The organism is Photorhabdus noenieputensis (assembly GCF_018448935.1).
Classification (GTDB): Bacteria; Pseudomonadota; Gammaproteobacteria; order Enterobacterales; family Enterobacteriaceae; genus Photorhabdus; species Photorhabdus noenieputensis.
Map to the genome: position 1 here is coordinate 1 of NZ_RCWC01000040.1, position 22,603 is coordinate 22,603.

Genomic DNA, 22,603 nt, shown 5'->3' on the forward strand with positions numbered 1-22,603 from the left:
ACCGCAGTCAACTCGGTTTTTTATTGGAAATCGTCGCTGGCCTAATTGCTTATACATTCCAACCTAAAAAACCGAGCTTGAATTTACGGGATTGTGATATCGCTATTTTTAAACGAAGCTGAGGTTAGTTATTGTCAACTCATTGACAATTATCACTTTGCAAGTCCCAATTTTAATTTTATTAAGAAATTTTACACCAAGAATAAAAATATTAATTGGTATCGTGTTAATTGCCATAGCTCAAATCATTTTTGCATTCTCACCTATTAATACAGTTTATTATCTCTGTGTCGCAACTGTCATTCTGAGTTTTGGGGAAATAATTGCCATACCTACGTTTAATGTCGAAGTTGATAGGCTCACCCCTCACCATTTAAGAGGAGCTTTTTTTGGTGCTTCCAATATGTCAAGTATCGGAGCAGCTTTAGCACCTATTTACGGAGGGATCATGCTTGATTTATTTAATGCTACTCTGCTGTTTTCATTATTATCCCTAATTAGCTTGATAACTCTATTGATTTATTATACTTTTTTAATCAAAAAAAATAATTAATGGTGGATGTATGAATTGCAATTTTGATGTTGTATTCGATCGTTCTGTTTTTTCATCCACTCAATGGATATACCCTCAAGACCCACTGTATACCGATAACAAGCCAACACCATTATGGGTAGTAGCTTATCAACATTAAATGCGATTACAGACTGGCCAAAAAACAGGTATGACTGGACAATTGAACCTGACTGGATTGTTCAGATCACACATATGGTTGCCAGTAAGAACATGAGGCAAATCGCTCTTACGGGCAAATTTTATTGTCTCTCTGCACCAGTCACAATGCCTGAGCACATGCCCAAGCGGAGCTCCATGCCCACTGGAAGTTATAGCCACCAAGCCAGCCGGTGACGTCTACTACTTCGCCAATAAAATAGAGTCCTTTTACTTGGTTAGCTTCCATCGTTTTGGATGAAAGCTGGTGAGTATCAATACCTCCCATCGTCACTTCGGCGGTGCGATAGCCCTCCGTACCGTTGGGTTGTACCCGCCATGATTGGAGGTTAGCGGCCAACTGTTTTTGCTGATTTGGGTTCAGTTGTTTAAGAGCAATATCTGGGATTTGGCCGAGTGTTTGCAGGCTCTCTGTCAGCCGCTTTGGTAATAATTTTGCCAAAGCATTTTTTACGCTTTGGTTTGGGTGAGAACTCTGTTCCTGCTCCAGAAAAGCTTCCAAATCACTATCTGGAAGTAAGTTAATACTTACAAACTCTCCTGGTTGCCAGTAACTGGAAATTTGTAAAATTGCTGGGCCAGAAAGTCCTCGGTGGGTAAACAGAATATTTTCTTTGAACAGAGTACCGTTTTCGGCGGTGACAATAGCGGGAACGGATACACCAGAGAGCACATGAAGTTGCTCCAGTAGCGGTTTATGCAGAGTAAACGGTACAAGGGCGGCGCGGGTTGGCAAAACTTTCAAGCCAAACTGTTCTGCAATCCGATAACCAAAAGGAGTTGCTCCAAGACCAGGCATAGATAATCCACCGGAAGCGATAACAAGTGAGCGTGTACTTACTTCTTTTCCGTTAACGATGATAACGAAACCCTGCCCATTTTTTTCTACCTGGCTAACTTCACTGCGCAGGCGAATAGTAACCTGACCGGTTTCACACTCTTTCAGCAACATATCAACTATCTGTTGGGCGGAATCATCACAGAAAAGCTGCCCCAGTGTTTTTTCATGGTAAGCAATGCCATGACGTTGAACCAGTTCGATAAAATCCCATTGTGTATAACGGGCCAGAGCAGACTTGCAAAAATGAGGGTTAGTAGAAAGATAAGCTGATGGTTCTGTGTACATATTAGTGAAGTTGCAACTCCCACCACCGGACATCAAAATCTTACGCCCGGCTTTTTTACCGTTATCCAGAACAAGTATCCGTAAACCGAGCTGTCCCGCCTGAGCTGCACAGAACAAACCCGCTGCACCGGCACCAATAATCACTGCATCAAATTTTTCCACTGTTTTTCTCTTTATGACCAAATAATTTAGTGGGGAATTGCCCCTAATATGTTGCATTTTTGATAAGTTTGTGGGGGAAAAAGCCCCTTATAACTTAAAATTGTCAATTTTTTAAAAGATATGTAATTTAATGATATATAAGGAGTATTCCTATTTCTTATTGTTATCTAGTTGTCATGAAATCAAAAAAAGTTCATATTTCACTTCCCCCGCTAGCATTTGTCACTGATAATGCGCCGCGTTCATGTCCAACTAACTGGCTTAACGTTTATGCTACATCTTTTTACTGGCCTGGATTTTCACACCAGCCTAATGTTAGTACTGGCACTACTGTTTGTGCTATTTTATGAAGCCATTAATGGCTTTCATGATACCGCGAATGCGGTAGCAACAGTTATTTATACCCGTGCTATGCGAGCACAGTTCGCCGTCGTGATGGCTGGGGTATTTAACTTCTTTGGTGTTCTTCTTGGTGGATTAAGTGTCGCTTACGCGATTGTACATTTGCTTCCAACCGATCTTCTTCTCAATGTCAGTTCTGCTCATGGCCTTGCTATGGTGTTTTCCATGTTGCTGGCTGCGATTGTCTGGAACCTTGGGACTTGGTATTTCGGTTTACCTGCATCCAGTTCTCATACCCTGATTGGTTCTATCATTGGTATCGGTTTGACCAATGCCATCGTAACCGGTTCTTCTGTGGTTGATGCGTTGAATGTGCCGAAGATGATACAGATTTTCCTGTCGTTGATCCTCTCTCCTTTAATCGGGTTGATCATCGCCGGGGCAATTGTGTTTCTGTTGCGCCGTTACTGGAGTAGTACCAAGAAGCGTAAGCGTATTCATCTGACTCCCGCTGAACGTGAAAAGAAGGATGGTAAGCGTAAGCCCCCTTTCTGGACACGTACAGCGCTGATTTTGTCTGCGGTAGGCGTAAGCTTCTCTCATGGGGCGAATGATGGTCAGAAGGGTATCGGTTTGATTATGTTGGTGCTAATTGGTGTAGCTCCAGCGGGATTTGTCGTAAATATGAATGCCAATGGCTATGACATTGCCCGTACCTACGACGCCATTACTCACCTGCAACAATATTATCGGCAGCATGGTTCAGCGTTATCCCATGCAATTGAGCTGGCACCATCAATTGCTGTTTCGGAAGATGAACCGGAAGGGCGATTCCATTGTGATATTACGCGTGCTGTTGTTGTTCTTAATCAGACAGAAAGCTTATTAAAAGGCATTCAGAGCTACAGTGAGCTGAATGCTGAACAGCGTAACAATATGCGCCGTATGTTGATGTGTATTGCTGATACGGCGGAGTCTCTGGCTAAACTGCCGGAAACCCGTGCGGAAGATGCCCGTTTCCTGAATAAATTGCGGAAAGACTTATTACACACCGTTGAGTATGCACCTGTCTGGATTATCATTGCGGTCGCACTGGCTCTGTCTTTGGGAACTCTGGTTGGCTGGAAACGTGTTGCTGTCACTATTGGTGAGAAGATTGGCAAAAAAGGTATGACCTACGCGCAGGGTGTTTCAGCTCAGATGACGGCTGCTGTTTCAATTGGTGTTGCGAGTTATACCGGCATGCCGGTCTCTACGACGCAGGTGCTTTCTTCCGCGGTGGCTGGAACGATGTTGGTCGATGGTGGCGGAGTTCAAGGTAAAACCATCCAGAATATCATGCTGGCTTGGATACTGACGTTGCCGGTTTCAATCGGGTTGTCCGGTACGCTTTACTGGTTCGCTTTGAAACTAATTTAATGATTTTAATGGATAATTTGAAGGCGGTATGGGTCAACTATACCGCCTTTTTCTTTAATACCAAATCAATATAGAAATCAGGCAAATAACAACTAGTCCACTCAATGCACTGGTCAAAATAAATTGTCTTCTCAACCTTTCACAACGAAGAACAACTTCTGGATCATGATGATCAAGGTAACGTTGTGAATTGATATAGTTCACTAGCCGTATTTGCTTATTAAGTTGCCCATGAGTAGTGAAAAAGCCGTTACCGTCTACTGATTGATAAAGCAAGGGATCAGACTGACGAAGAATGGACAGCAATGCTCGTAGTGAAGAGAAGTAGCGCATCATATTGATAATGCAGACAAGACACAGGGCCCAAAACAGTGCGATTGTACTGAACATAATCCCCTCCTTAGAATGGTTAGCCAGAGCTGTCACAAAAAAGAAAAAATCAAAATTGCAGGTGGTAACACCTTTATATTTATTGTAGGAAAGATAGCCAGATAGTACAAAAAACCTGTTCTGTGTAAGTTGGGACAAAACGAGCAGAAAAACGTCATAAACACTCATCTAGTCAGTTCTATCCAACCATGCAACCCCAGAGAGATTGGTTAGCTGTTCACGTAAATATATTGGGTATCAAGAAAGGCCATAAATTCAGAGTAGGATTTTGTTATTCATCAAGTGGCAGGGAGAGCAATTGTGGTATATGTTGTTTGTTTGGTGGATGTTCTTTGTTCAGTCGCTAAATACGATAAGCTGTGATCGAAACCGTATTTGAAGAACATTCTTAGTAGTAATAAACACAGGATAGTGGCAATTTGCCCTGCCAACTCACTAACTCGGCATTATGGAAGGAGTTCGCTTATGGCTTACAAACATATTCTTGTTGCGGTTGATTTATCCCCGGAAAGTCAGGTTTTGGTGAGAAAAGCTGTTTCTATGGCTAAACCAGACAATGCCAAAGTTTCCCTGATCCATGTTGATGTTAACTATTCCGATCTCTATACCGGTTTGATTGATGTTAATCTCGGTGATATGCAGCAACGTATTTCTGACGAGACCCGCAGTGCGCTGAAAGCTCTCTCCGCAGATTCAGACTATGACATTCAGGAGACCCTGAGTGGTAGCGGTGATCTGGGGCAAGTACTCGTTGATGCAATTAAGAAATATGGCATAGATATGGTTGTTTGTGGTCATCATCAGGATTTCTGGAGCAAATTGATGTCTTCTGCTCGTCAGTTAATTAACACGGTTCATGTTGATATGCTGATTGTTCCTCTGCGTGATGATGAATGACAACAGATTGAAAAGTTATTCGATAAAATCGCCTGCTTATGCAGGCGTTTTTTTGGGTGAAATGGAGTGCTATTTGGTTTACGTCCGGTGCAATCAAGAAATTTTTTTTACCTTTCTGCGAAAAAACTTCTTGAAAGATGAATATAGAACAGTGATATATTCAAAGGGCAAACACAACTTACCTCACATTTTCGACAAAAATAATTATTAGAAAATGACTGGGGTCCATCACAACCGAAGTAGAAATAAGGAATAACTAAATGAGCTGTTTACTATCTTTGTCTTCATTTCTTGGATCGATTCAACGCAGGGATGAATATCAACCAGAATATCTCCAGGCTGTTCGGGAAGTATTCACCTCTCTTTGGCCGTTTCTTGAACAAAACCCGAAATACCGTGAACATAGCCTACTGGAGCGTATGGTGGAGCCAGAAAGGGTTATCCAGTTTCGGGTTTGTTGGGTAGACGATCAGGGTAAAGTTCAGGTAAACCGTGCGTGGCGAGTGCAGTTCAACTCAGCTATTGGGCCATATAAAGGTGGTATGCGTTTTCATCCATCGGTGAACCTCTCTATTCTGAAATTCCTGGGCTTTGAACAAACCTTGAAAAATGCACTGACAACCTTACCAATGGGTGGTGGTAAAGGAGGTTCAGATTTTGATCCTAAAGGAAAAAGCCAGGGCGAAATTATGCGTTTTTGTCAGGCATTAATGACAGAATTGTACCGCCATTTGGGGCCAGATACTGATGTTCCAGCAGGTGATATTGGTGTGGGTGGTCGTGAAGTGGCTTTCATGTCAGGGATGATGAAAAAGCTTTCTAATAACACGGCTTGTGTATTTACTGGCAAAGGTCTCTCTTTTGGCGGTAGTTTGATTCGCCCGGAAGCGACTGGTTATGGTCTGGTCTATTTCGTCAATGCCATGTTGAAACGTCATGGCATGGGTTTTGAAGGTATGCGCGTATCGGTTTCCGGTGCTGGTAATGTCGCGCAATATACGATTGAAAAATGCATGGCATTGGGAGCGAAAGTGGTGACTGCTTCGGATTCCGGCGGTACCTTAGTCGATGAGGATGGGTTCACACCGGAGAAGCTGGCTCATTTTGAAGAGATAAAAAACCAACGCTATGGCCGAGTGGAAGAATATGCCAGAGAGCGGGGGCTGACTTTCTTGAAAGGGTTACAACCGTGGTCTGTGCCGGTTGATATCGCTTTGCCATGTGCCACCCAGAATGAGCTGGATTTGGATGCGGCTAAAGTCCTTATCAAGAATGGCGTTAAAGCTGTTGCTGAGGGGGCGAATATGCCAGCAACGATTTCAGCGACGGAAGCCTTTATTGAAGCAGGTGTGCTATTTGCACCAGGTAAAGCAGCCAATGCTGGTGGTGTGGCAACATCTGGTCTGGAAATGGCACAAAATGCGGCCCGTTTAGGCTGGAAGGCTGAAAAAGTGGATGCGCGTTTGCACCACATCATGCTAGATATTCACCACGCTTGTGTTGAGTATGGTGGCGAGGGCAAACAGATCAATTATGTTCAGGGGGCGAATATTGCTGGATTTGTAAAAGTTGCCGACGCTATGCTTGCTCAAGGTATTCTGTAGGTTAAAAGATATCAGCCGCAATATACGGCTGATTTTTTTAACAAGGATAAATGTCAAAACGGTGATTTTTCGTGGTGATAGCCGCTGATGCAGCGACTCCAGCTAAGGGTTCTGCATAATCTGGCCGCTTTACCACGACGCGGCGTTTTGCCAAAGCGCGTGCGGGGGCTAGCAAATTATCAGCGTCTTCATCAGCGCCAACCAGAGATTGGAACACTCGCATCTCTTTTTTCACCAGTGCACTTTTCTGCTTATGTGGATACATAGGATCAAGATAAACGACATCGGGCTGCGGCGTAATATCGGCCAGCGCTGTAATGCTGGAGACATGGAGCAGCGTCATGCGCTCTTGCAACCAGCCACCAATTTCTTCATCCTGATAACCCCGTTGTAGTCCATCATCCAGCAATGCCGCGACTACCGGATGGCGTTCCAGCATTCTTACATGACAACCCAGTGATGCCAGCACAAAGGCATCGCGCCCCAGTCCGGCGGTAGCATCCACGACTGTCGGCAGATAATCTTTTTTGATCCCTATGGCCTTAGCGACTGCTTCGCCGCGTCCGCCGCCAAAGCGGCGACGATGTGCCATTGTACCTGATACAAAATCGACATAGATGCCGCCTAACTTTGGCTCATCCCGTTTGCGAAGTTCAAGGCGTTGAGGGGTAAGGACCAACGCCATAATCGCGCTTTCGTCATGGACCAACCCCCAGCGCTCCGCAAGTTGAGATAAGGCGCTGTTATCAGCGCCTTGTTCACAGATTAAACAGATTCCCACCTTAAATTACCCTTTAATACCGGCCTTGCGCAGCATTGCATCCAGTTTTGGTTCACGGCCACGGAAGCGTTTGAACAGCTCCATTGGCTCTTCGGAACCACCACGGGACAGAATGTTATCAAGGAAAGATTGCCCGGTTTCGCGGTTAAAAATGCCTTCCTCTTCGAAACGGGAGTAAGCATCGGCTGCCAACACATCAGCCCACAGATAACTGTAGTAGCCAGCGGCATAACCGCCGGAGAAGATGTGGGTGAATGAATGTGGGAAACGGCCCCATTCAGGTGAAGGCACTACGGAGACCAATTTCTTCACTTCATTTAAGGTCTTCATGGTTTGAGCGCCTTTCTTTGGATCGTAGTTAACATGCAGACGGAAATCGAACTGACCAAACTCAAGTTGACGCAAGATCTTCATGGCAGCCTGATAGTTTTTGGCTGCTAACAGATTATCCAACATGGCTTGTGGTAGAGGTTCTTTAGTCTCGTAGTGACCAGAGATGAATGCCAGTGCTTCTGGCTCCCAGCACCAGTTTTCCATGAATTGGCTTGGCATTTCGACCGCATCCCACGGTACGCCATTGGTACCGGAGACACCGGCAGTTTCAATCTTAGTCAGCATCAGGTGTAGACAGTGACCAAACTCGTGGAACAGCGTATTGACTTCATTGTGGGTGAATAGCGCTGGTTTATTGCCAACGGGTTTGTTGAAGTTGCAGTTCAAATAAGCGACAGGTTTCTGCAGCTCGCCGTTGGAACGACGCATTTTGCTGATACACTCATCCATCCAGGCACCGCCACGTTTATTCTCGCGTGCGTACAGATCCATGTAGAAACTACCGTGCAGCTCATTGGTGTCATCGTACAGATCAAAGAAACGGACATCCGAATGCCAGGTTTCTACATCATGGCGTTCTTTGACCGTAATACCATAGATACGGCGAACAACTTCAAATAGCCCTTCAACAGCCTTTTGTTCAGGGAAATAAGGACGTAACTGCTCATCATTGATAGAGAACTCGTACTGTTTTTGTTTCTCGCCATAGTACGTCATATCCCAAGCTTCCAGCTTGTGGGCGCAATGATGCCATTTAGCAAAACCTTTTAACTCATCTACTTCCTCTTCGCCCTGTGGGTGCGCACGTTTTGTCAAATCATTCAGAAAATCCAATACTTCCTTAGGGGTTTTTGCCATCTTGGTTGCAAGGGATTGTTCTGCATAATTTTTGAAACCAAGCAATTGAGCTTGTTCGTGGCGTAGCGCAAGGATTTCGGCGATCACTTCGCTGTTATCCCATTTACCTGCATTTGGTCCCTGATCGGATGCGCGGGTATTGTAGGCGTGATAAATCTCCCGACGCAGTTCACGGTTATCTGCATAGGTGATAACCGGCTGGTAACTTGGTGCTTCTAAAGTCAGTAGCCAGCCTTTTTGTCCTTTAGCTTCTGCTTGAGCTTTAGCGGCGGCAATCGCGCTTTCAGGCAGACCAGCCAGATCTTTCACGTCAGTAATTAATTTGGTCCAGCCCATAGTGGCATCAAGCACATTATTATTGAATTGCGAGCTTAAATCTGACAAACGTGCACTGATCTCGCCATAGCGTTTCTGTTTCTCTTCAGGCAGACCAATACCTGATAGTTTAAAATCACGCAGAGCATTCTCGACAACTTTGCGCTGAGGCACAGAGAGCTTCTCAAACTCAGCACTTTCACGTAATGACTTATAGGCTTGATATAGTCCTTTGTGTTGACCTAACCAGGTACTGAATTCAGACAGTAATGGCAAACTTTCTTCATAGACGGCGCGTAATTCTGGGCTGTTTTTAACCGAATTCAAATGATTGACGGGTGACCATGCACGGGACTGTTTATCGTTTGCTTCGGCCAGTGGTTGACACAAATTATCCCAAGTAAAAACGGTATTCTCGGCCAATATTTTTTCGATGGTTTGGCGATAATTGGCAATGACTTCTTTTACAGCGGGAACAACATGTTCTGGTTTAATAGAAGAAAATTTGGGTAAACCTGATGGAACGAGTAACGGATTAGTCATATAAAGCGTCCTTTTTATGTGTTGGATACATTGCTGAGCGGAGCAACCTTGTATCGTAATGGGTATCGGCTAATAAGATGTAGGTAAAATTCGACAAACTCAACGCGAATGTTGAGTTTATGAACAACAAAATTTAATGCTTTTTAGGAAATTGAGAATGATTTCAGCAAACGGATTCAGAAGCCAGATAATATGCGCTATGATTAGCTCCTTTTCATAATTCTTTGTATTTATATGGAAGATCATCGTCCCCGGAGGGGCGGCTGGACTTCAAATCCAGATGGGGCCGCCAGCGGTCTCTGGCAGGTTCGACTCCTGTGATCTTCCGCCATCCGCACTCGTCCCAGAAAAAGTCATCAAGATTAGTATGGTAAAAACGAGAGTGATCATAAATTTTATGCTCTCCTAAGACATTTTGGTTTCACTTTTTGCAATCAGCCGAGCGCCGAAGCTTTTTAATGCCTGTAGTTGTTTTGGGGTTCTGGAGACGCACCGGCTATACGTTTTGATGCTTATCCATTTTACCGGCATTTTGTACATTAGAATTACTCTTAATGCACAGCCGGGTTGGGAACTGTTGGTGAGGCAGCAGGTTTCTTTGCTCTTATTACGACTTATTGGCTGAAAAAATTATAGGAACAGCTTTGTGTCGCAGCACCAGTGTCAGGAACTCTAGCCATCCCTTCCATTTTTGCCATTTTGACCACCATTAGGACCTCCTTCTCCTCCTGCTCCACCTTTCCCTCCATCGCCACCATTGCCTCCATTACCACTTCCTGAACCATTCCCTCCTCTTCCTCCATTTCCACCGTTAGGTCCTCCTTTTCCACCATCCCCTCCTTTTCCATTATTTTTACCGGCTATACCATCGCCGCCGTTGCCGCCATTTTTACAATTAGGGGTACCATTCTTACCATTCTCACCTTTTTTTCCATCAAGAACAGAGCATTTAATGACCTCATTTATTTGTGTTGAATAGCTTGCTGTAGAAAATAGTAGAGGGATAGTTAAACTGAATAAAAAAAATAAATTTTTATTAATCATATAAATACCTTATAAAAATCCTTTATTTAGAAAAAGCGTCAGCCTCAAAAAACAAAGAATGTGAAAGTTAGCTTTTACCTTTACTGCTATTTACCCTTAATTTCCACTTCCGCCATTACCGCCATTACCGCCGTTACCACCAGGTCCTCCATTTGAACTATACAATTTCAAATCAAAATCTAAATTTGTTGAATTTTGATTTTCTAAATTGAATTGATTTTTTAGGGAGGTGGTTTCTGCTGAGGCTATTGGTGTGATTGAAAGGAAAGAAACAGTCAATAATGAACTTGTTAAAAATAAGGATGTTTTTTTCATAAATGCTCCATTTACTATATGACTATATGACTATATGACTATATGACTATATGACTATATGACTATATGACTATATGACTATATGACTATATGACTATATGACTATATGACTATATGACTATATGACTATATGACTATATGGAACAATATTAATAACCTTCACTAAATATAATTTGAGTGAATTTAACTTTCAACAATAATGTCACTGGCGAGCATAAAAAAGTGCGGGGCACCTATGCGGCAACAGCTTCTGCCAAGTCGTGACTTGCTCTGTTTGGGCATTGAGGCAACCCGAGCGACCATTTCATCATTAGAAATTATGTGTGCTGATATTGCTGAATTTTAGTTAGTCAAAGCAGTAGAAGATCAGAATGGGCGGAAGGTTGAATTGCCGCTGGCAATTTTTGATCCCATGAAGCCGGAACTGGCGAAGATGTCGGTAGCAGGCAACTAATTGGTTTGAGTATTTTAACATTTATTCTTCCAGATATATTAGTACCATTGGTTTTTCACCTACTTGAGATAACGGTCAGTAAAGCGGAGGTAATTGATGAGTGATAATCTTCCTGAAGCACCACATGGCGAATTTATTTTGTTCCGAAGTGACGATGGTCAGACACACGTCGAATGTCGTTTTGAATCCGATACGCTGTGGTTGTCACAAGCGGAGATAGCCAATCTTTATCAGGTGACGCCTCAGGCGATCACACAGCATGTTAAGGCTATCTATGATGAGGGTGAACTTGTACAAAATTCAACTTGTCAGTCTTATCATAGGATTTATATTCACGAAAAAAGTGGTTTTCAAGGTTAATCGTTCGATAGCAACAATACGCCATACCAGTAAAAGAAATGAAAACTAACAACAACATCAATACCCGGCACTTGATTCCTGTCGCCATAAATGTGCGGCTAATAGGGCTTTCCAGGGGGCGAAATCCGCCAACCATTTTTCTGCTTGTTCTGCGGAAACTTTTTCATTTTGATTAAACAGTCTTTGCATATTACGTCTTACTGCGACGTCGCCATGCAATGAGCCATTTAAATAGTTGAATCCTCGTAACAGGGAATAGTTAATTGTCCACATACCAATGCCTTTTATAGTGAGTAGATTATCTGTTAATTGCTGAATATCTTGCTCATCATTAGAGATGGCTAATGTTAATTCACCAGATTCAATTAATTGGCTTAAACGGAGTAATGCTTTGGCTTTGCTGACAGAAAAGCCGTATTGGCGTAATTCATCTTCTGAATGATTGATGATTTGTCTGGCGGTTGGAAAGCACCATAGCCCGGAGGAATGCTGAACTCCCATTGCTTGAATAAATCTCCGGCGAATAGAGATGGCCGCACTGACGCTGATCTGTTGGCCGATAATCGCCCAACTTAATGCTTCAAACGGTGTGGCCGATTGATAGATTCTTAAACCTGATTGTCTGGCAATAAGTGAACCAATAATCGGATGTTCTTTATATAAACACTCAAATAGATGAACAGGTTGTAGAAGCCCTAGCATATGCGATGCTAAAGCAGATAAGCGCTCATCAGGGCCTGTTGTGTCACCATCAACCTTAAGTTGTATATGTGCGGTTTTTGCATTAATAGCAATGGTTAATTCCGCAGGTTTGTCATCCCACATCATCCCTTTTTGAACTTTATTCTGTTCCACAATTTCAGCGATATTCTGTTTATCTCTTTGATGAAGTGCGAAAAAATCGTGGGTATGATAATTATCGGGTAATGCGATTTTGGTGGATAAAGTGGTTTGCATTTCTTCTCTCCAAATATATGGGTGTTTTAGTGATTATAGTTATACCCGTTATCTTTCAAGTTGCCTCTTTGTTGGCTGCACTCACTCACCCCGGTCACATAGTTATCTATGCTCCCGGGGATTCGCTCCCTTGCCGTCGCGATCCATCTTGAAATCCATTGGGTATAGCATGCTGGATAAAAAACTCTGAAACTTGTTCGCAAATTTTAAAAATTTTTCTGACAGGAACAATATCGTCAATTTGTGGTCTTTGTATATATCAATTAAAGGAGAGATTAATGAAAGCATATCGTTTTAATCTACGACAGAAAATTCTAACATCTGTTCTGCTTTTTTCATGTTGTATAGGTTTCGCTTACTCAAATACAAATACCCATAAACAGTTTTTCCGTCATGATGGTAGTGAAATAACTTACTATCTTAAGCAAAGAGGCGGTAAAAATCTATTAGTGCTGATACAAGGCTCTGATTGTAATAGTATCGCCAATAATAAGTTTGTGAATAACACGTTCAGTGATATTTATCCCGATAGTGATGTTCTGACTGTGGAAAAGTATGGCATTGATGCATCACTCCTTTGGTCTGATGTTGTTGAACGTTCAGATTGTCCTAAGGATTATATTAGGTTGGATACGCCAGAGCAGCGGGTTAAGGATTATATTCAGATCATTGGTGATCTTAAGTATCAGAATAAATATAACAAGATAATTATATTGGGTGGAAGTGAAGGAGCAGTGGTTGCTAATTTAGTTACATCACAAGTCAATTATATTGATAGAACCGTGTCATTGAATGGTGGAGGTCGGTATTTCGCTGATGATGTTATTCATAGTATAAAGAGTGAGGTGCCACCAGAATATCTCAATGAAGAGATTAAAGGGTTTAGGGATTTTCAGAAAAAAATAGCTGCCGGGGATAATATGAGTCATATAGAGATGAGTAATCACGGTGCTAATTGGTGGAGAGTCTCACTTAGTATTGACCAATATAAAGTGTTAAGCCAGACTAAAAGCCCTATATTGATTATTCAAACACTAAATGATAATTCAGTTAGTCCTGATTCAGCGATAAAAATGGAAGAGCAATTAAAGAAGGAGAATATTACCTTTTATCAATATCCTGGCCTGGGTCATGGATTTAGAAATAGTGAGGGTGTTTTGCAGATTACTCCTATTGTTGAAGATATAAAGAATTGGTTATCCAAGGATTATGGATAAAAGTCTGTTATCTAAAGTAGTATTAATTCGTCGGTAATTTTTCTATATTGGAAAGTAATATTAAATTTGGAAATAAAACGTGGTATAGTCAAAATTGACACCACGTTTTTTCTAGGATTATTTTCGCATAGTAATTGTTGTTAATTTCATATCTCATTTGGCAATAAATATATATATAAATAACAAGTTGATGATTAATGATTTGTAATAAATTTAATAATAATATAATTGCTTGAGATTTATTTTATATTCTTGTTATTATAATAGATGAATGAGATAAAATTATAATATTTACTATAAATCATCACTTGATTAATATACCGCTTGTTATTTCCAGGAAGTATAGTAATAAAACGTTATGAATTATTTTTTGCTTCTGAGATGATTTTTCTGGTTTACCTTTTGTAACATAGAAGGGAAATAGCGGCTTATTTCTCATTATCATTTATCGCTGTCATTATATTTGCTAGGAAAAACTACTGAAAATATCCTGTTCATTACATGATGTAATATCTTTTTTATTTTTTATTGGGTAATAAAATATTGATTTTAAATTAATTAAATTTATTTTCTTATTTTGTTGACAATACATTAATCGCATCTATAGTTATATGTATTAGATAAATCGTCAATATGGCATCAGAAATGCTGTATATGTTATCTAAATGCTGGATAAATTCCTGATAAACACCTTGTTTTCTAGTGAAAATGGTTAAAATTTCATATGGGCAAGATGAATAGCTTATTGTACGTATTCTTGAGTAATATAAGTTATTTATCAATTGGTTAGATTAAATTTTGGAGTTTATATCATGATAATTAAGAAAGATATTTTGTTAAATGAAGAACTGATTGTCGATGATGAGCTTAAAGTGGGTAAAGTAGAGAAGGTCAATATTGATATTCTGTCACCCAGTTCAGTTATTGTTAGTCTGAATATTTTAGGCGTAGTTGATGATTTTCATCTATTACTAGTTGACGGTGATAAAGATAAAGACAAGATTGTGCTGCTCTATCTTTCTCTTTTACGTGTTCTTCATGAAAAATTAGAAGTGAAAGTAAAAGTCGCAAAAAGTAATCTTACTAAGCTAAAATATATAGTAGGTGTTGAAATTTAAGAAGTATTTGTTAAATTTCTAAATGAGTGCGTAGAATAGTTGAATTTAGTTTGAGTGATATAATCAGTTGCCAAATATAGCATTATTGCTAATTGAAATTAAGTGTAGTATTTCTTCATAGAATGGGACTGGTTTTATTAAAAACATAAATATGTTTTCTACCAAATGCACCTAACTGTAGGAAGAACGTGAATATCCGCGTTCTTCCTGTCTTTATTTAAACTAATTATTATAAAATTAAGAAATAAACAAATGGTAGTTTGTTTATTTGTAGTGATATTTTTTTATAAAAATAATGACATTGGAAATAATAACAAGGATTTTGTTTTATACACGGTTAATTTAATTTCATAACGGAAGTATGTTATTACAGTTTATCTGTTATTTTTTTGATAACACTTTTGCACTTACTATTTTAAATATGGAGATAAATAGATCTATTATTTAAATTTATTGTTTTTATATGTGATTTTTTCGAACGAAAAATTTACTGAGATATTATTTTTTCTCATATAAAACACCCATATAACTTATTTTTTTATATTAAAGATTTTATTATAAATTAATTATATTAAATTTTTAAATTTAATTTGACAATGCATTAATGGCATCTATATTTATAAGTGTTAGGTAAGATGTTAATGCAGTATCAAAAATGATAACTATCTTATCTGACTCGTAGATAATCTTTTAATGCATATTGATTTTGTAGTAGAAGTACAAACTATCTTATATTTCTCAAGTGAACGATTTGTTGTGCTGTATTTTGAGCCAATATAATTATATTTATAAATTAATTACATTAAGTTATGAGGTTTATATTATGAGTGAGAAATTAAATGAAATAAATCTGGATTCAGATATAAAGTATCAACTTGGTACTGTAACTGAAATTGATCTTGATATTAGCGAAAAGGTTAAAGTAATTAACGTTACTATGGATATCAATAATGTAGCTAGCGTTTATTTTTTAGATTTGTCATTACCTCATGTCAATATAAATAGGGCTATGGCTTTACTTGTTACTCTTGTAAATTCGTTTTATCAAAAGAAACCTATAAATGTAGGACTTCAGGCAGATATACAAGGGAATTATAGCTATATTATGGCTTCTAAAGTAGAGGAAAGTAAATCCAGTTAAGATAAGTGCTTGCTAAGCATACCTAACCGTAGGAAGGACGTGAATATTTACGTCCTTCTTGTTCCTATTTAAATGAATTGTTATGAAATTAAAGATGCTATATCTTATAAATAAATTGTGATTTATTTTAGGTAATGTTTTAACGGTAATAATGATGTTGCAAATAATCACATTAACTCTATTTTACAATCCTTAAATTTAATTCCTTTACAAATTTAAATGTCCATATATTATTGCTCGCAGACAGATTTATATTCTTATTTTAGGGTTATAAAATTACAGTGAAACTATAAAGTTGTTTTGTATATTATTAACTTGGTTGAACGTTTTATAACGGAAAAATAAATTTTTTGACAGTTTTTTACTGTTTTAAATAACCAATATTATGATTTGTTGTTGGATTTATTAGGTCTAAAAAATTATAGTTAATTTGATTTTTTAAACTGAAAGAGATGTAAATCCATAATGTTATATATGATGACATATTGAAATTGAATTTTTTCTAAGAGGTTTATATTGATGGGAATAGGGTCGCAATTAATACAGTTGTTATAGTTTTAAAGCGACATAATATTAAAATATCAGGAGACGACATGCTTGATTCAAATTTAACAGATTGTAATAGTAAGAATTCATCCCCAGTTTGTTCTTTTAATGAGTGGGACCCACTTGAGGAGGTTATTGTCGGTGTAGTTGATGGTGCTAGATTTCCCGGTTGGCATATGGCGATAGAGCCGATATTGCCACCGAATCAAGTTACTAATTTTTATCGGTATGCAGGTCGGTCATTCCCGCAAGAGCAAATTGATGCAGCATCTAGAGAATTAGAAGAGTTTGTCCATATTCTTGAAGGTGAAGGTGTGACAGTACGTCGTCCAGATCCGCAAGACCAATCTCAGGTATTTGGTGCACCAGGCTGGAGTAGTACCGGGTTTTATTGTGCAATGCCTCGCGATGTGCTGTTAGTTATTGGAAATGATATTATTGAATGCCCGCTAGCATGGCGTTCCCGTTATTTTGAGACAGCGGCATACAAGACTTTACTTAAAGATTACTTTAAGAAAGGTGCAAAATGGAGCGCCGGGCCAAAGCCACAGTTGACCGAGGAACAATATAATTTCGAATGGCATCAGCCTAATAGCAATGAACGTGTTCCCCTTGCGATAACTGAATTTGAACCGACTTTTGATGCTGCGGATTTTATTCGGTGTGGGCGAGACATCATTGCTCAAAAGAGCCATGTCACAAACGAATTTGGTATTGAATGGCTTCGTCGTCATATAGGTGATGAATATCGTATTCATGTTTTTGAATTTAACGATGATAGTCCTATGCACATTGATGCCACTTTTGTTCCTATGGCACCAGGAAAACTGTTAATTCACCCAGAAAAAGTATTAAAAATTCCTGAATTATTTAGGAACTGGGATGTATTACATGCGCCGAAACCGGTTATTCCTGATGACCATCCTCTGTATACCACCAGTAAATGGATCAACATGAATATTCTGATGTTGGATGAGCAGCGGGTGATTGTTGAAAAACAGGATGAGCCAATGATCGCTGCGATGAAACGTTGGGGCTTTACGCCAATTCCATGTAATTTCAGGAATTTTAATACGTTCGGTGGTTCCTTCCATTGTGCAACCGTGGATGTAAGACGGCGCGGAACTTTACAGTCTTATCTTGACTAGGAATGAATAATGATGGCTATCTAGAGATATTCCCTTTGGGATGCAGCAATGTTTGCATTAAGTATCTGGTATATGGTAGCCATTGTTGCGCGAGTTGTATATTGGGGTATAAAAGTGATTATAGTATTGAAAATTGCCCCAATATTTGGCCATGCCCAATATACCTCTACATTATATGCCTCTGCATTTTGTTTGTATTTCTCCCTCCTCCTTCTCATCATTTCTATAATTATGAATAGTAACAGATTATTTAATTCTGAATTTAAGTATGAGTTCTGAAATAATTGCTGGTAGTGAATCGCTGCTAGCATGAATTCAAATGGCCGTAGTCACTTTCTGTTTCTCTTTATATATTAAATGATAATAGTTATTACTTGGATGTTGGTTATTTCCGTCTTACAGTACTTCCCATATATATATATTGCTATCAGGCTGCATATATATGTCTTGTTTTATAATTTCATATAAGGAAATTCATGATGAAATCGATGATATCTAAAGATAATATTCAGTTGTTTATCAATAAAATAGATGAATTGGTTAATGTTGAAAATGAAAAAAAAGGTGGGGCGCTCGCAGTTGCTATTATCCACGATGATAAGATAATTTATCAGCGTCATATCGGGCAAGCTAGCATAGAACATGCTGTTGCGATACAGTCTAATACTAAATTCTATTTAGCGAGTGCTTCAAAACAATTCACGGCTTTTTGCATAGCTTTGCTGGAGAAAGAAGGAAAGCTTAACGTCAAGGATAAAGTCAGACAATATTTGGATTATTTACCCGCACATTTCTCTGATATTACCATTGAGCATCTTATTCATCACACCAGTGGGTTACGGGATGTATTTTTACTTTATAGTCTGGCAGGTAAAAACTCAAGTTTTGACTACTGCCATGCTGATTTAGTGAAAAAACTGATCCAACGACAACAGACACTTAACGCCCCCATTGGGGAATATAATATTTATAGTAATACAGGCTATTATTTGCTAGGGGAAATCGTCAGCGTAGTTTCAGGTAAATCGTTAAAAGAATATGCAGAGGAAAATGTTTTCGCTCCATTAGAGATGAAAGATACCATCATCTGTGATGATATAACCGAGATTATCTCTAATCGTGCGATGGGTTACACTTATAATGAGAATTCGCAACAGTGGATAAGAAGTGATATCAATAATTCTGTGGTGGGCAGTGCAGCGGTTCACTCCACTGTGAATGATTTATGTCGTTGGGCTAAAGCGTTTTATTCGCCATCTATTGTTCAGGAGCTACTGCCTGAATTATCCCGTACACCAGATTTAACTAATGGTAATCGTAACAATTATGCTTACGGTTTGATTATCGACCAACGTGCAGGGCAAACGATAATACAACACAGTGGTACCTATGCTGGCTTTAGAGCTAGTATTTGTATTTTGCCAAACGCTAAATTAGGTATCGCGATGACTGCTGCAAGTGATGTTGATGTTGGTAAATGGACGGATCAGTATATTGATATATTGTTTAATACCGATGTTGAGCCAGAAAAACCACATTGCCTAACCAGTGATATTGATATCACCGGTATTTTCCGAGGGTTAGAGCCTTACCCTTATATTATTACCAAAGAAGATGTTTATTTTTTAGGTAATTTATTTACAAAAGGTAACCCGATTATTTTTAACTCTGATGGTACATTCCAAGAACAAAGAAGTAGAGTCCAGTTCAGACCCGTCATTGAAAATGACAGTGTTATCGCATTGGAACATATTGATGAAATTGGTAATGTTTTTTATTTGAAAAAGATGAACGATGAAGGTAGTGTCGATATTAATCTATTGTCAGGTCGCTATTATAGTCACGAAACAGAGGCGATAGTTAATATTATATCATCTGGCGATAATCTTTATATTGATGGGATTATCCATCCTGTAAAAAAAGAGGCTTTGCGACATATTTATGGGAATAGCTATTTCTCACCTAGTGCTGAGTTTGTTGTTGATTTTAAATTTGATCCTGATACCAATAAACCTCGTCTCTATGTCGGTAATGCGCGTTGCTTGAATGTAGAATTCGTTGCAGTTTAATTGTCAGATTAGTAAATATAAATTTAGAACAGCATTTCATTAGCAGGATAGAGTTAATGTTATTGATGGCCTAAAGATACTTTCTATTAGATGTACTTTGTTCCAGACAGAATTATTATATTTATGTTCTGTCTGTTTTTTATAAATAAGGTTTCATAATAGTGCTATACTCATTTTTTTCGGGGTGATAACCCGTTTTTGTTGTCCTTTGAAACACCAGTCCGCGCCGATTTTCGGGTTTAAATTAATATCCACCTCATCTTCATAGAAAACGGAATGTTTTTCTGAAATATTCGCTTTGGCTTCCGTGATCTTTGCCATTTTCTCATCATATTCAGGATCGGGTTGTTTTACCGTGGGTGCCGTCTGCGCCAGACAATCCCCGCTTGAGCAAAGTAACGATAGAGGACATTTTGTGTCAGAGAGAGGTTGAGTCATTCATCAAGGGTATGAGTCATGAGCTTAAGGCTCCAGCGAGAGCGAAGATAGCCGAACTCTTGGGGAGATTGCTGTAATAAGCAAAGCAATAGGTTATAGAGGGGAGAGATCCCAGACAGCAGGTCGGCCAGCCGGTAAATTTTTCAGCCCTTCTAGCCCATATAATGTAAACCACTCAACCCAACGATTGATGGAAGAACGTGCGGCATGAAGGGTTTTGGCGACATAAGTCACTGTCAATTTCTCATTGAGCATCAATCATACCGTCAATCGACGGGAATAGTTTTTATCACGGGTTTTATAGATAAGTTTTCTCATTTTCTGGCATTCATTTTAAGGTATGGCTACTATGATAGGTATCACTCAGTTCGTGTTAGGGTTTGGGATTTTTCGCGATTGATCAGATCGCAAAAATCGGACTGAGTTCCCTTCCAATGATCTACTATTTTGAAAGTTTATTTATTAGGAGATTGATTATGAAACTGACAATATCCGCAGATAATATTAAACTATTTATTAAGAAAATAGACGAATTAGTTAATATTGAGAATAAAAAGAAGGGGGGCGCTCTCGCCGTTGCGATTACCCACGGCAATAAAATCATTTATCAGCGTCATATCGGACAAGCTAGCATTGAACATGCTGTGGTTGTAAGACCTAATACTCAATTCTATTTAGCGAGTGTTTCAAAACAATTCACGGCTTTTTGTATAGCTTTGCTGGAGAAAGAAGGAAAGATTAACGTCAAGGATAAAGTCAGACAATATTTGGATTATTTACCCGCGTATTTCTCTGATATTACTATTGAACATCTTATTCACCACACCAGTGGGTTGCGGGATATGTTTTTACTTTATGGTCTGGCAGGTAAAAACTCAGATTTTGACTACTGCCATGCTGACCTAGTGAAAAAGCTGATCCAACGACAACAGGCACTTAACGTCCCGTCTGGGGAATATTATCTTTATAGCAACACGGGTTATTATTTACTGGGGGAAATCGTTAGCCTGGTTTCAGGCCAGTCGTTGAAAAAATATGTAGAAGAAAATGTTTTCGTCCCGTTAAAGATGAAAAATACCTTTATCTGCGATGATGTAACCGAGATTATCTCTGACAGGGCGATGGGGTACGCTTATAATAAGGATTCACAACGGTGGATAAGAAGCGATATCAACAATTCTGTGGTGGGTAGTGCAGGGGTTCACTCCACCGTGAATGATTTGTGTCGTTGGATGAGAGCATTTTATTCACCATCGATTGTTCAGGATCTGTTGCCTCAATTATTCCGTACACCAGATTTAACCAATGGTAATCGTAACAATTATGCTTATGGTTTGATTATCAATCGACGTTCAGGGCAAACGATAATACAACACGGTGGTACTTATGCTGGCTTCAGAGCAATTATTTGTATTTTACCGGATGCGAAATTAGGTATCGTGATTACCACTGCAACAGGTGTTGATGTTGCTAAATGGGTGGATCGGTATATTAATATATTGCTTAACTCCGATGTTGAATCAGAGAAGTCGCATTATCTAACCAGTGATATTGATATCACCGGTATTTTCCGCGGGATAGCGTCTTATCCTTATATTATTACCAAAGAAGATGTTTATTTCTTAGGTAATGTATTTGATAAAGGTAATCCGATTACTTTTAACTCTGACGGTACATTCCAAGAACAAGGAGGTAAAACTCGATTCATGCCTATCATTGAAAATGACAATGTTATCGCACTGAAACAGATTGATGAAAATGGTAATATTTTTTATTTTAAAAAAATGAACGATGAAGGTAGTATCGATATTAAGCTATTGTCAGGGCGATATTATAGTTACGAAACAGAGGCGATAATTAATGTTATACTGTCTGGTAAAGATATTTATATTGATGGGATTATCCATCCTATGAAAGAAGAGGTCTTACGGCATATTTATGGGAATAGTTATTTGTCAACAGGAACTAATCTTATTATTGATTTTAAGTTTTATCCTGATGAAAATAAATGTCGCCTCTATGTCAGTAATTCGCGTTGCTTGAATTTGGAATTCATTGCAGTTTGATGGACACGTTAGTAAATACAGATTTAGAACAGCATTTAGCTAGCAAGATAGGATTGATGCTATTGTGAGAACTTGGAGATATTTTCTATTAGTGCACTTCATTCTAGGCAGAACGGTTATATTTATGTTCTGCCTGTTTTTGTAAACATTAGATCCAAAATGATTTCTGAAAGAAAATAATGGTTATAAAATTTAGTTAATTTTAATTTTCATCCGCAGTTACTTTATAT

At 39.1% G+C, this 22,603-nt stretch carries 17 protein-coding genes, 1 tRNA gene and 3 pseudogenes; 13 read left to right on the forward strand and 8 right to left on the reverse strand.

The annotated features are described in order from the left end of the window. Positions 1-122, forward strand: a pseudogene (locus tag EAE91_RS25095) (IS982 family transposase); the annotation flags it as partial. An 8-nt stretch (positions 123-130) separates the two neighbouring features. After that, positions 131-553 (forward strand): MFS transporter, encoded by a 423-nt coding sequence (locus tag EAE91_RS20355; RefSeq protein WP_312150061.1) that lies wholly within the window; start codon positions 131-133, stop codon positions 551-553. A 280-nt stretch (positions 554-833) separates the two neighbouring features. Here EAE91_RS20355 and EAE91_RS20360 read toward each other — a convergent pair whose 3' ends face one another. Further along, positions 834-2,018, reverse strand: a complete 1,185-nt coding sequence (locus EAE91_RS20360) for a BaiN/RdsA family NAD(P)/FAD-dependent oxidoreductase (protein ID WP_214090084.1) — start codon at positions 2,016-2,018, stop codon at positions 834-836. 270 nt (positions 2,019-2,288) lie between these two features. Here EAE91_RS20360 and pitA point away from each other — a divergent pair, with 270 nt between their 5' ends. After that, the gene (pitA, locus tag EAE91_RS20365) at positions 2,289-3,779 is read left to right on the forward strand and encodes an inorganic phosphate transporter PitA (protein WP_214090085.1); all 1,491 of its coding nucleotides are present in this window, start codon (positions 2,289-2,291) and stop codon (positions 3,777-3,779) included. A 54-nt stretch (positions 3,780-3,833) separates the two neighbouring features. Here the strand turns inward: pitA and uspB are convergent, their stop codons facing one another. Then, positions 3,834-4,169 carry a universal stress protein UspB gene (gene uspB / locus EAE91_RS20370; RefSeq protein WP_214090086.1) on the reverse strand — a complete coding sequence of 112 codons (336 nt, stop codon included), beginning with the start codon at positions 4,167-4,169 and terminating at the stop codon, positions 3,834-3,836. A gap of 465 nt (positions 4,170-4,634) precedes the next feature. Here uspB and uspA point away from each other — a divergent pair, with 465 nt between their 5' ends. Both uspA and gdhA read left to right on the forward strand, forming a co-directional pair. Further along, positions 4,635-5,066, forward strand: a complete 432-nt coding sequence (gene uspA / locus EAE91_RS20375; protein ID WP_214090087.1) for a universal stress protein UspA — start codon at positions 4,635-4,637, stop codon at positions 5,064-5,066. Between the two features lie 260 nt (positions 5,067-5,326). Beyond that, on the forward strand, positions 5,327-6,670 hold the full coding sequence (gene gdhA, locus EAE91_RS20380) for an NADP-specific glutamate dehydrogenase (RefSeq protein ID WP_214090088.1): 1,344 nt from the start codon (positions 5,327-5,329) through the stop codon (positions 6,668-6,670). Positions 6,671-6,707: 37 nt separating this feature from the next. On the opposite strand, the gene rsmJ is transcribed toward gdhA, so the two are convergent. Beyond that, positions 6,708-7,451 carry a 16S rRNA (guanine(1516)-N(2))-methyltransferase RsmJ gene (gene rsmJ / locus EAE91_RS20385; RefSeq protein ID WP_214090089.1) on the reverse strand — a complete coding sequence of 248 codons (744 nt, stop codon included), beginning with the start codon at positions 7,449-7,451 and terminating at the stop codon, positions 6,708-6,710. A 6-nt stretch (positions 7,452-7,457) separates the two neighbouring features. Further along, entirely contained in the window at positions 7,458-9,500 is a 2,043-nt protein-coding gene (gene prlC, locus EAE91_RS20390; protein WP_214090090.1) for an oligopeptidase A, read from the reverse strand. Between the two features lie 236 nt (positions 9,501-9,736). Between prlC and EAE91_RS20395 the strand changes: the two genes are divergently transcribed. Beyond that, positions 9,737-9,831, forward strand: a tRNA-Sec gene (locus EAE91_RS20395). 341 nt (positions 9,832-10,172) lie between these two features. On the opposite strand, the gene EAE91_RS20400 is transcribed toward EAE91_RS20395, so the two are convergent. Next, the gene (locus EAE91_RS20400) at positions 10,173-10,544 is read right to left on the reverse strand and encodes a hypothetical protein (RefSeq protein WP_244868964.1); all 372 of its coding nucleotides are present in this window, start codon (positions 10,542-10,544) and stop codon (positions 10,173-10,175) included. 96 nt (positions 10,545-10,640) lie between these two features. After that, on the reverse strand, positions 10,641-10,859 hold the full coding sequence (locus EAE91_RS20405) for a hypothetical protein (RefSeq protein WP_214090091.1): 219 nt from the start codon (positions 10,857-10,859) through the stop codon (positions 10,641-10,643). A gap of 550 nt (positions 10,860-11,409) precedes the next feature. On the opposite strand from EAE91_RS20405, the pseudogene EAE91_RS20410 reads away from it, so the two are divergent. Continuing rightward, positions 11,410-11,640: pseudogene (locus tag EAE91_RS20410) on the forward strand (virulence RhuM family protein); the annotation flags it as partial. Between the two features lie 90 nt (positions 11,641-11,730). On the opposite strand, the gene EAE91_RS20415 reads toward EAE91_RS20410, so the two are convergent. After that, a complete protein-coding gene (locus EAE91_RS20415; RefSeq protein WP_214090093.1) occupies positions 11,731-12,630 on the reverse strand; it encodes a DNA-3-methyladenine glycosylase family protein in 900 nt (299 codons plus the stop codon). A 278-nt stretch (positions 12,631-12,908) separates the two neighbouring features. On the opposite strand from EAE91_RS20415, the gene EAE91_RS20420 reads away from it, so the two are divergent. The 5 genes from EAE91_RS20420 to EAE91_RS20440 all read left to right on the forward strand — a co-directional run bounded on the left by EAE91_RS20420 (position 12,909) and on the right by EAE91_RS20440 (position 19,869). Then, positions 12,909-13,847, forward strand: a complete 939-nt coding sequence (locus tag EAE91_RS20420) for an alpha/beta hydrolase family protein (protein ID WP_214090094.1) — start codon at positions 12,909-12,911, stop codon at positions 13,845-13,847. An 812-nt stretch (positions 13,848-14,659) separates the two neighbouring features. Next, positions 14,660-14,965, forward strand: a complete 306-nt coding sequence (locus tag EAE91_RS20425) for a hypothetical protein (RefSeq protein ID WP_036778983.1) — start codon at positions 14,660-14,662, stop codon at positions 14,963-14,965. A gap of 823 nt (positions 14,966-15,788) precedes the next feature. Beyond that, positions 15,789-16,106, forward strand: coding sequence for a hypothetical protein (locus EAE91_RS20430; RefSeq protein ID WP_214090095.1), 318 nt, complete (start codon positions 15,789-15,791; stop codon positions 16,104-16,106). A gap of 593 nt (positions 16,107-16,699) precedes the next feature. Next, entirely contained in the window at positions 16,700-17,800 is a 1,101-nt protein-coding gene (locus EAE91_RS20435; RefSeq protein WP_214090096.1) for an amidinotransferase, read from the forward strand. 476 nt (positions 17,801-18,276) lie between these two features. Beyond that, positions 18,277-19,869, forward strand: coding sequence for a serine hydrolase domain-containing protein (locus EAE91_RS20440; RefSeq protein WP_214090097.1), 1,593 nt, complete (start codon positions 18,277-18,279; stop codon positions 19,867-19,869). A gap of 174 nt (positions 19,870-20,043) precedes the next feature. On the opposite strand, the pseudogene EAE91_RS20445 reads toward EAE91_RS20440, so the two are convergent. Continuing rightward, positions 20,044-20,625: pseudogene (locus EAE91_RS20445) on the reverse strand (IS630 family transposase); the annotation flags it as partial. A 158-nt stretch (positions 20,626-20,783) separates the two neighbouring features. On the opposite strand from EAE91_RS20445, the gene EAE91_RS20450 reads away from it, so the two are divergent. Further along, positions 20,784-22,373: a serine hydrolase domain-containing protein gene (locus EAE91_RS20450; protein ID WP_214090098.1), complete on the forward strand. Its 1,590-nt coding sequence runs from the start codon at positions 20,784-20,786 to the stop codon at positions 22,371-22,373. The last annotated feature ends 230 nt before the right edge of the window (positions 22,374-22,603 follow it).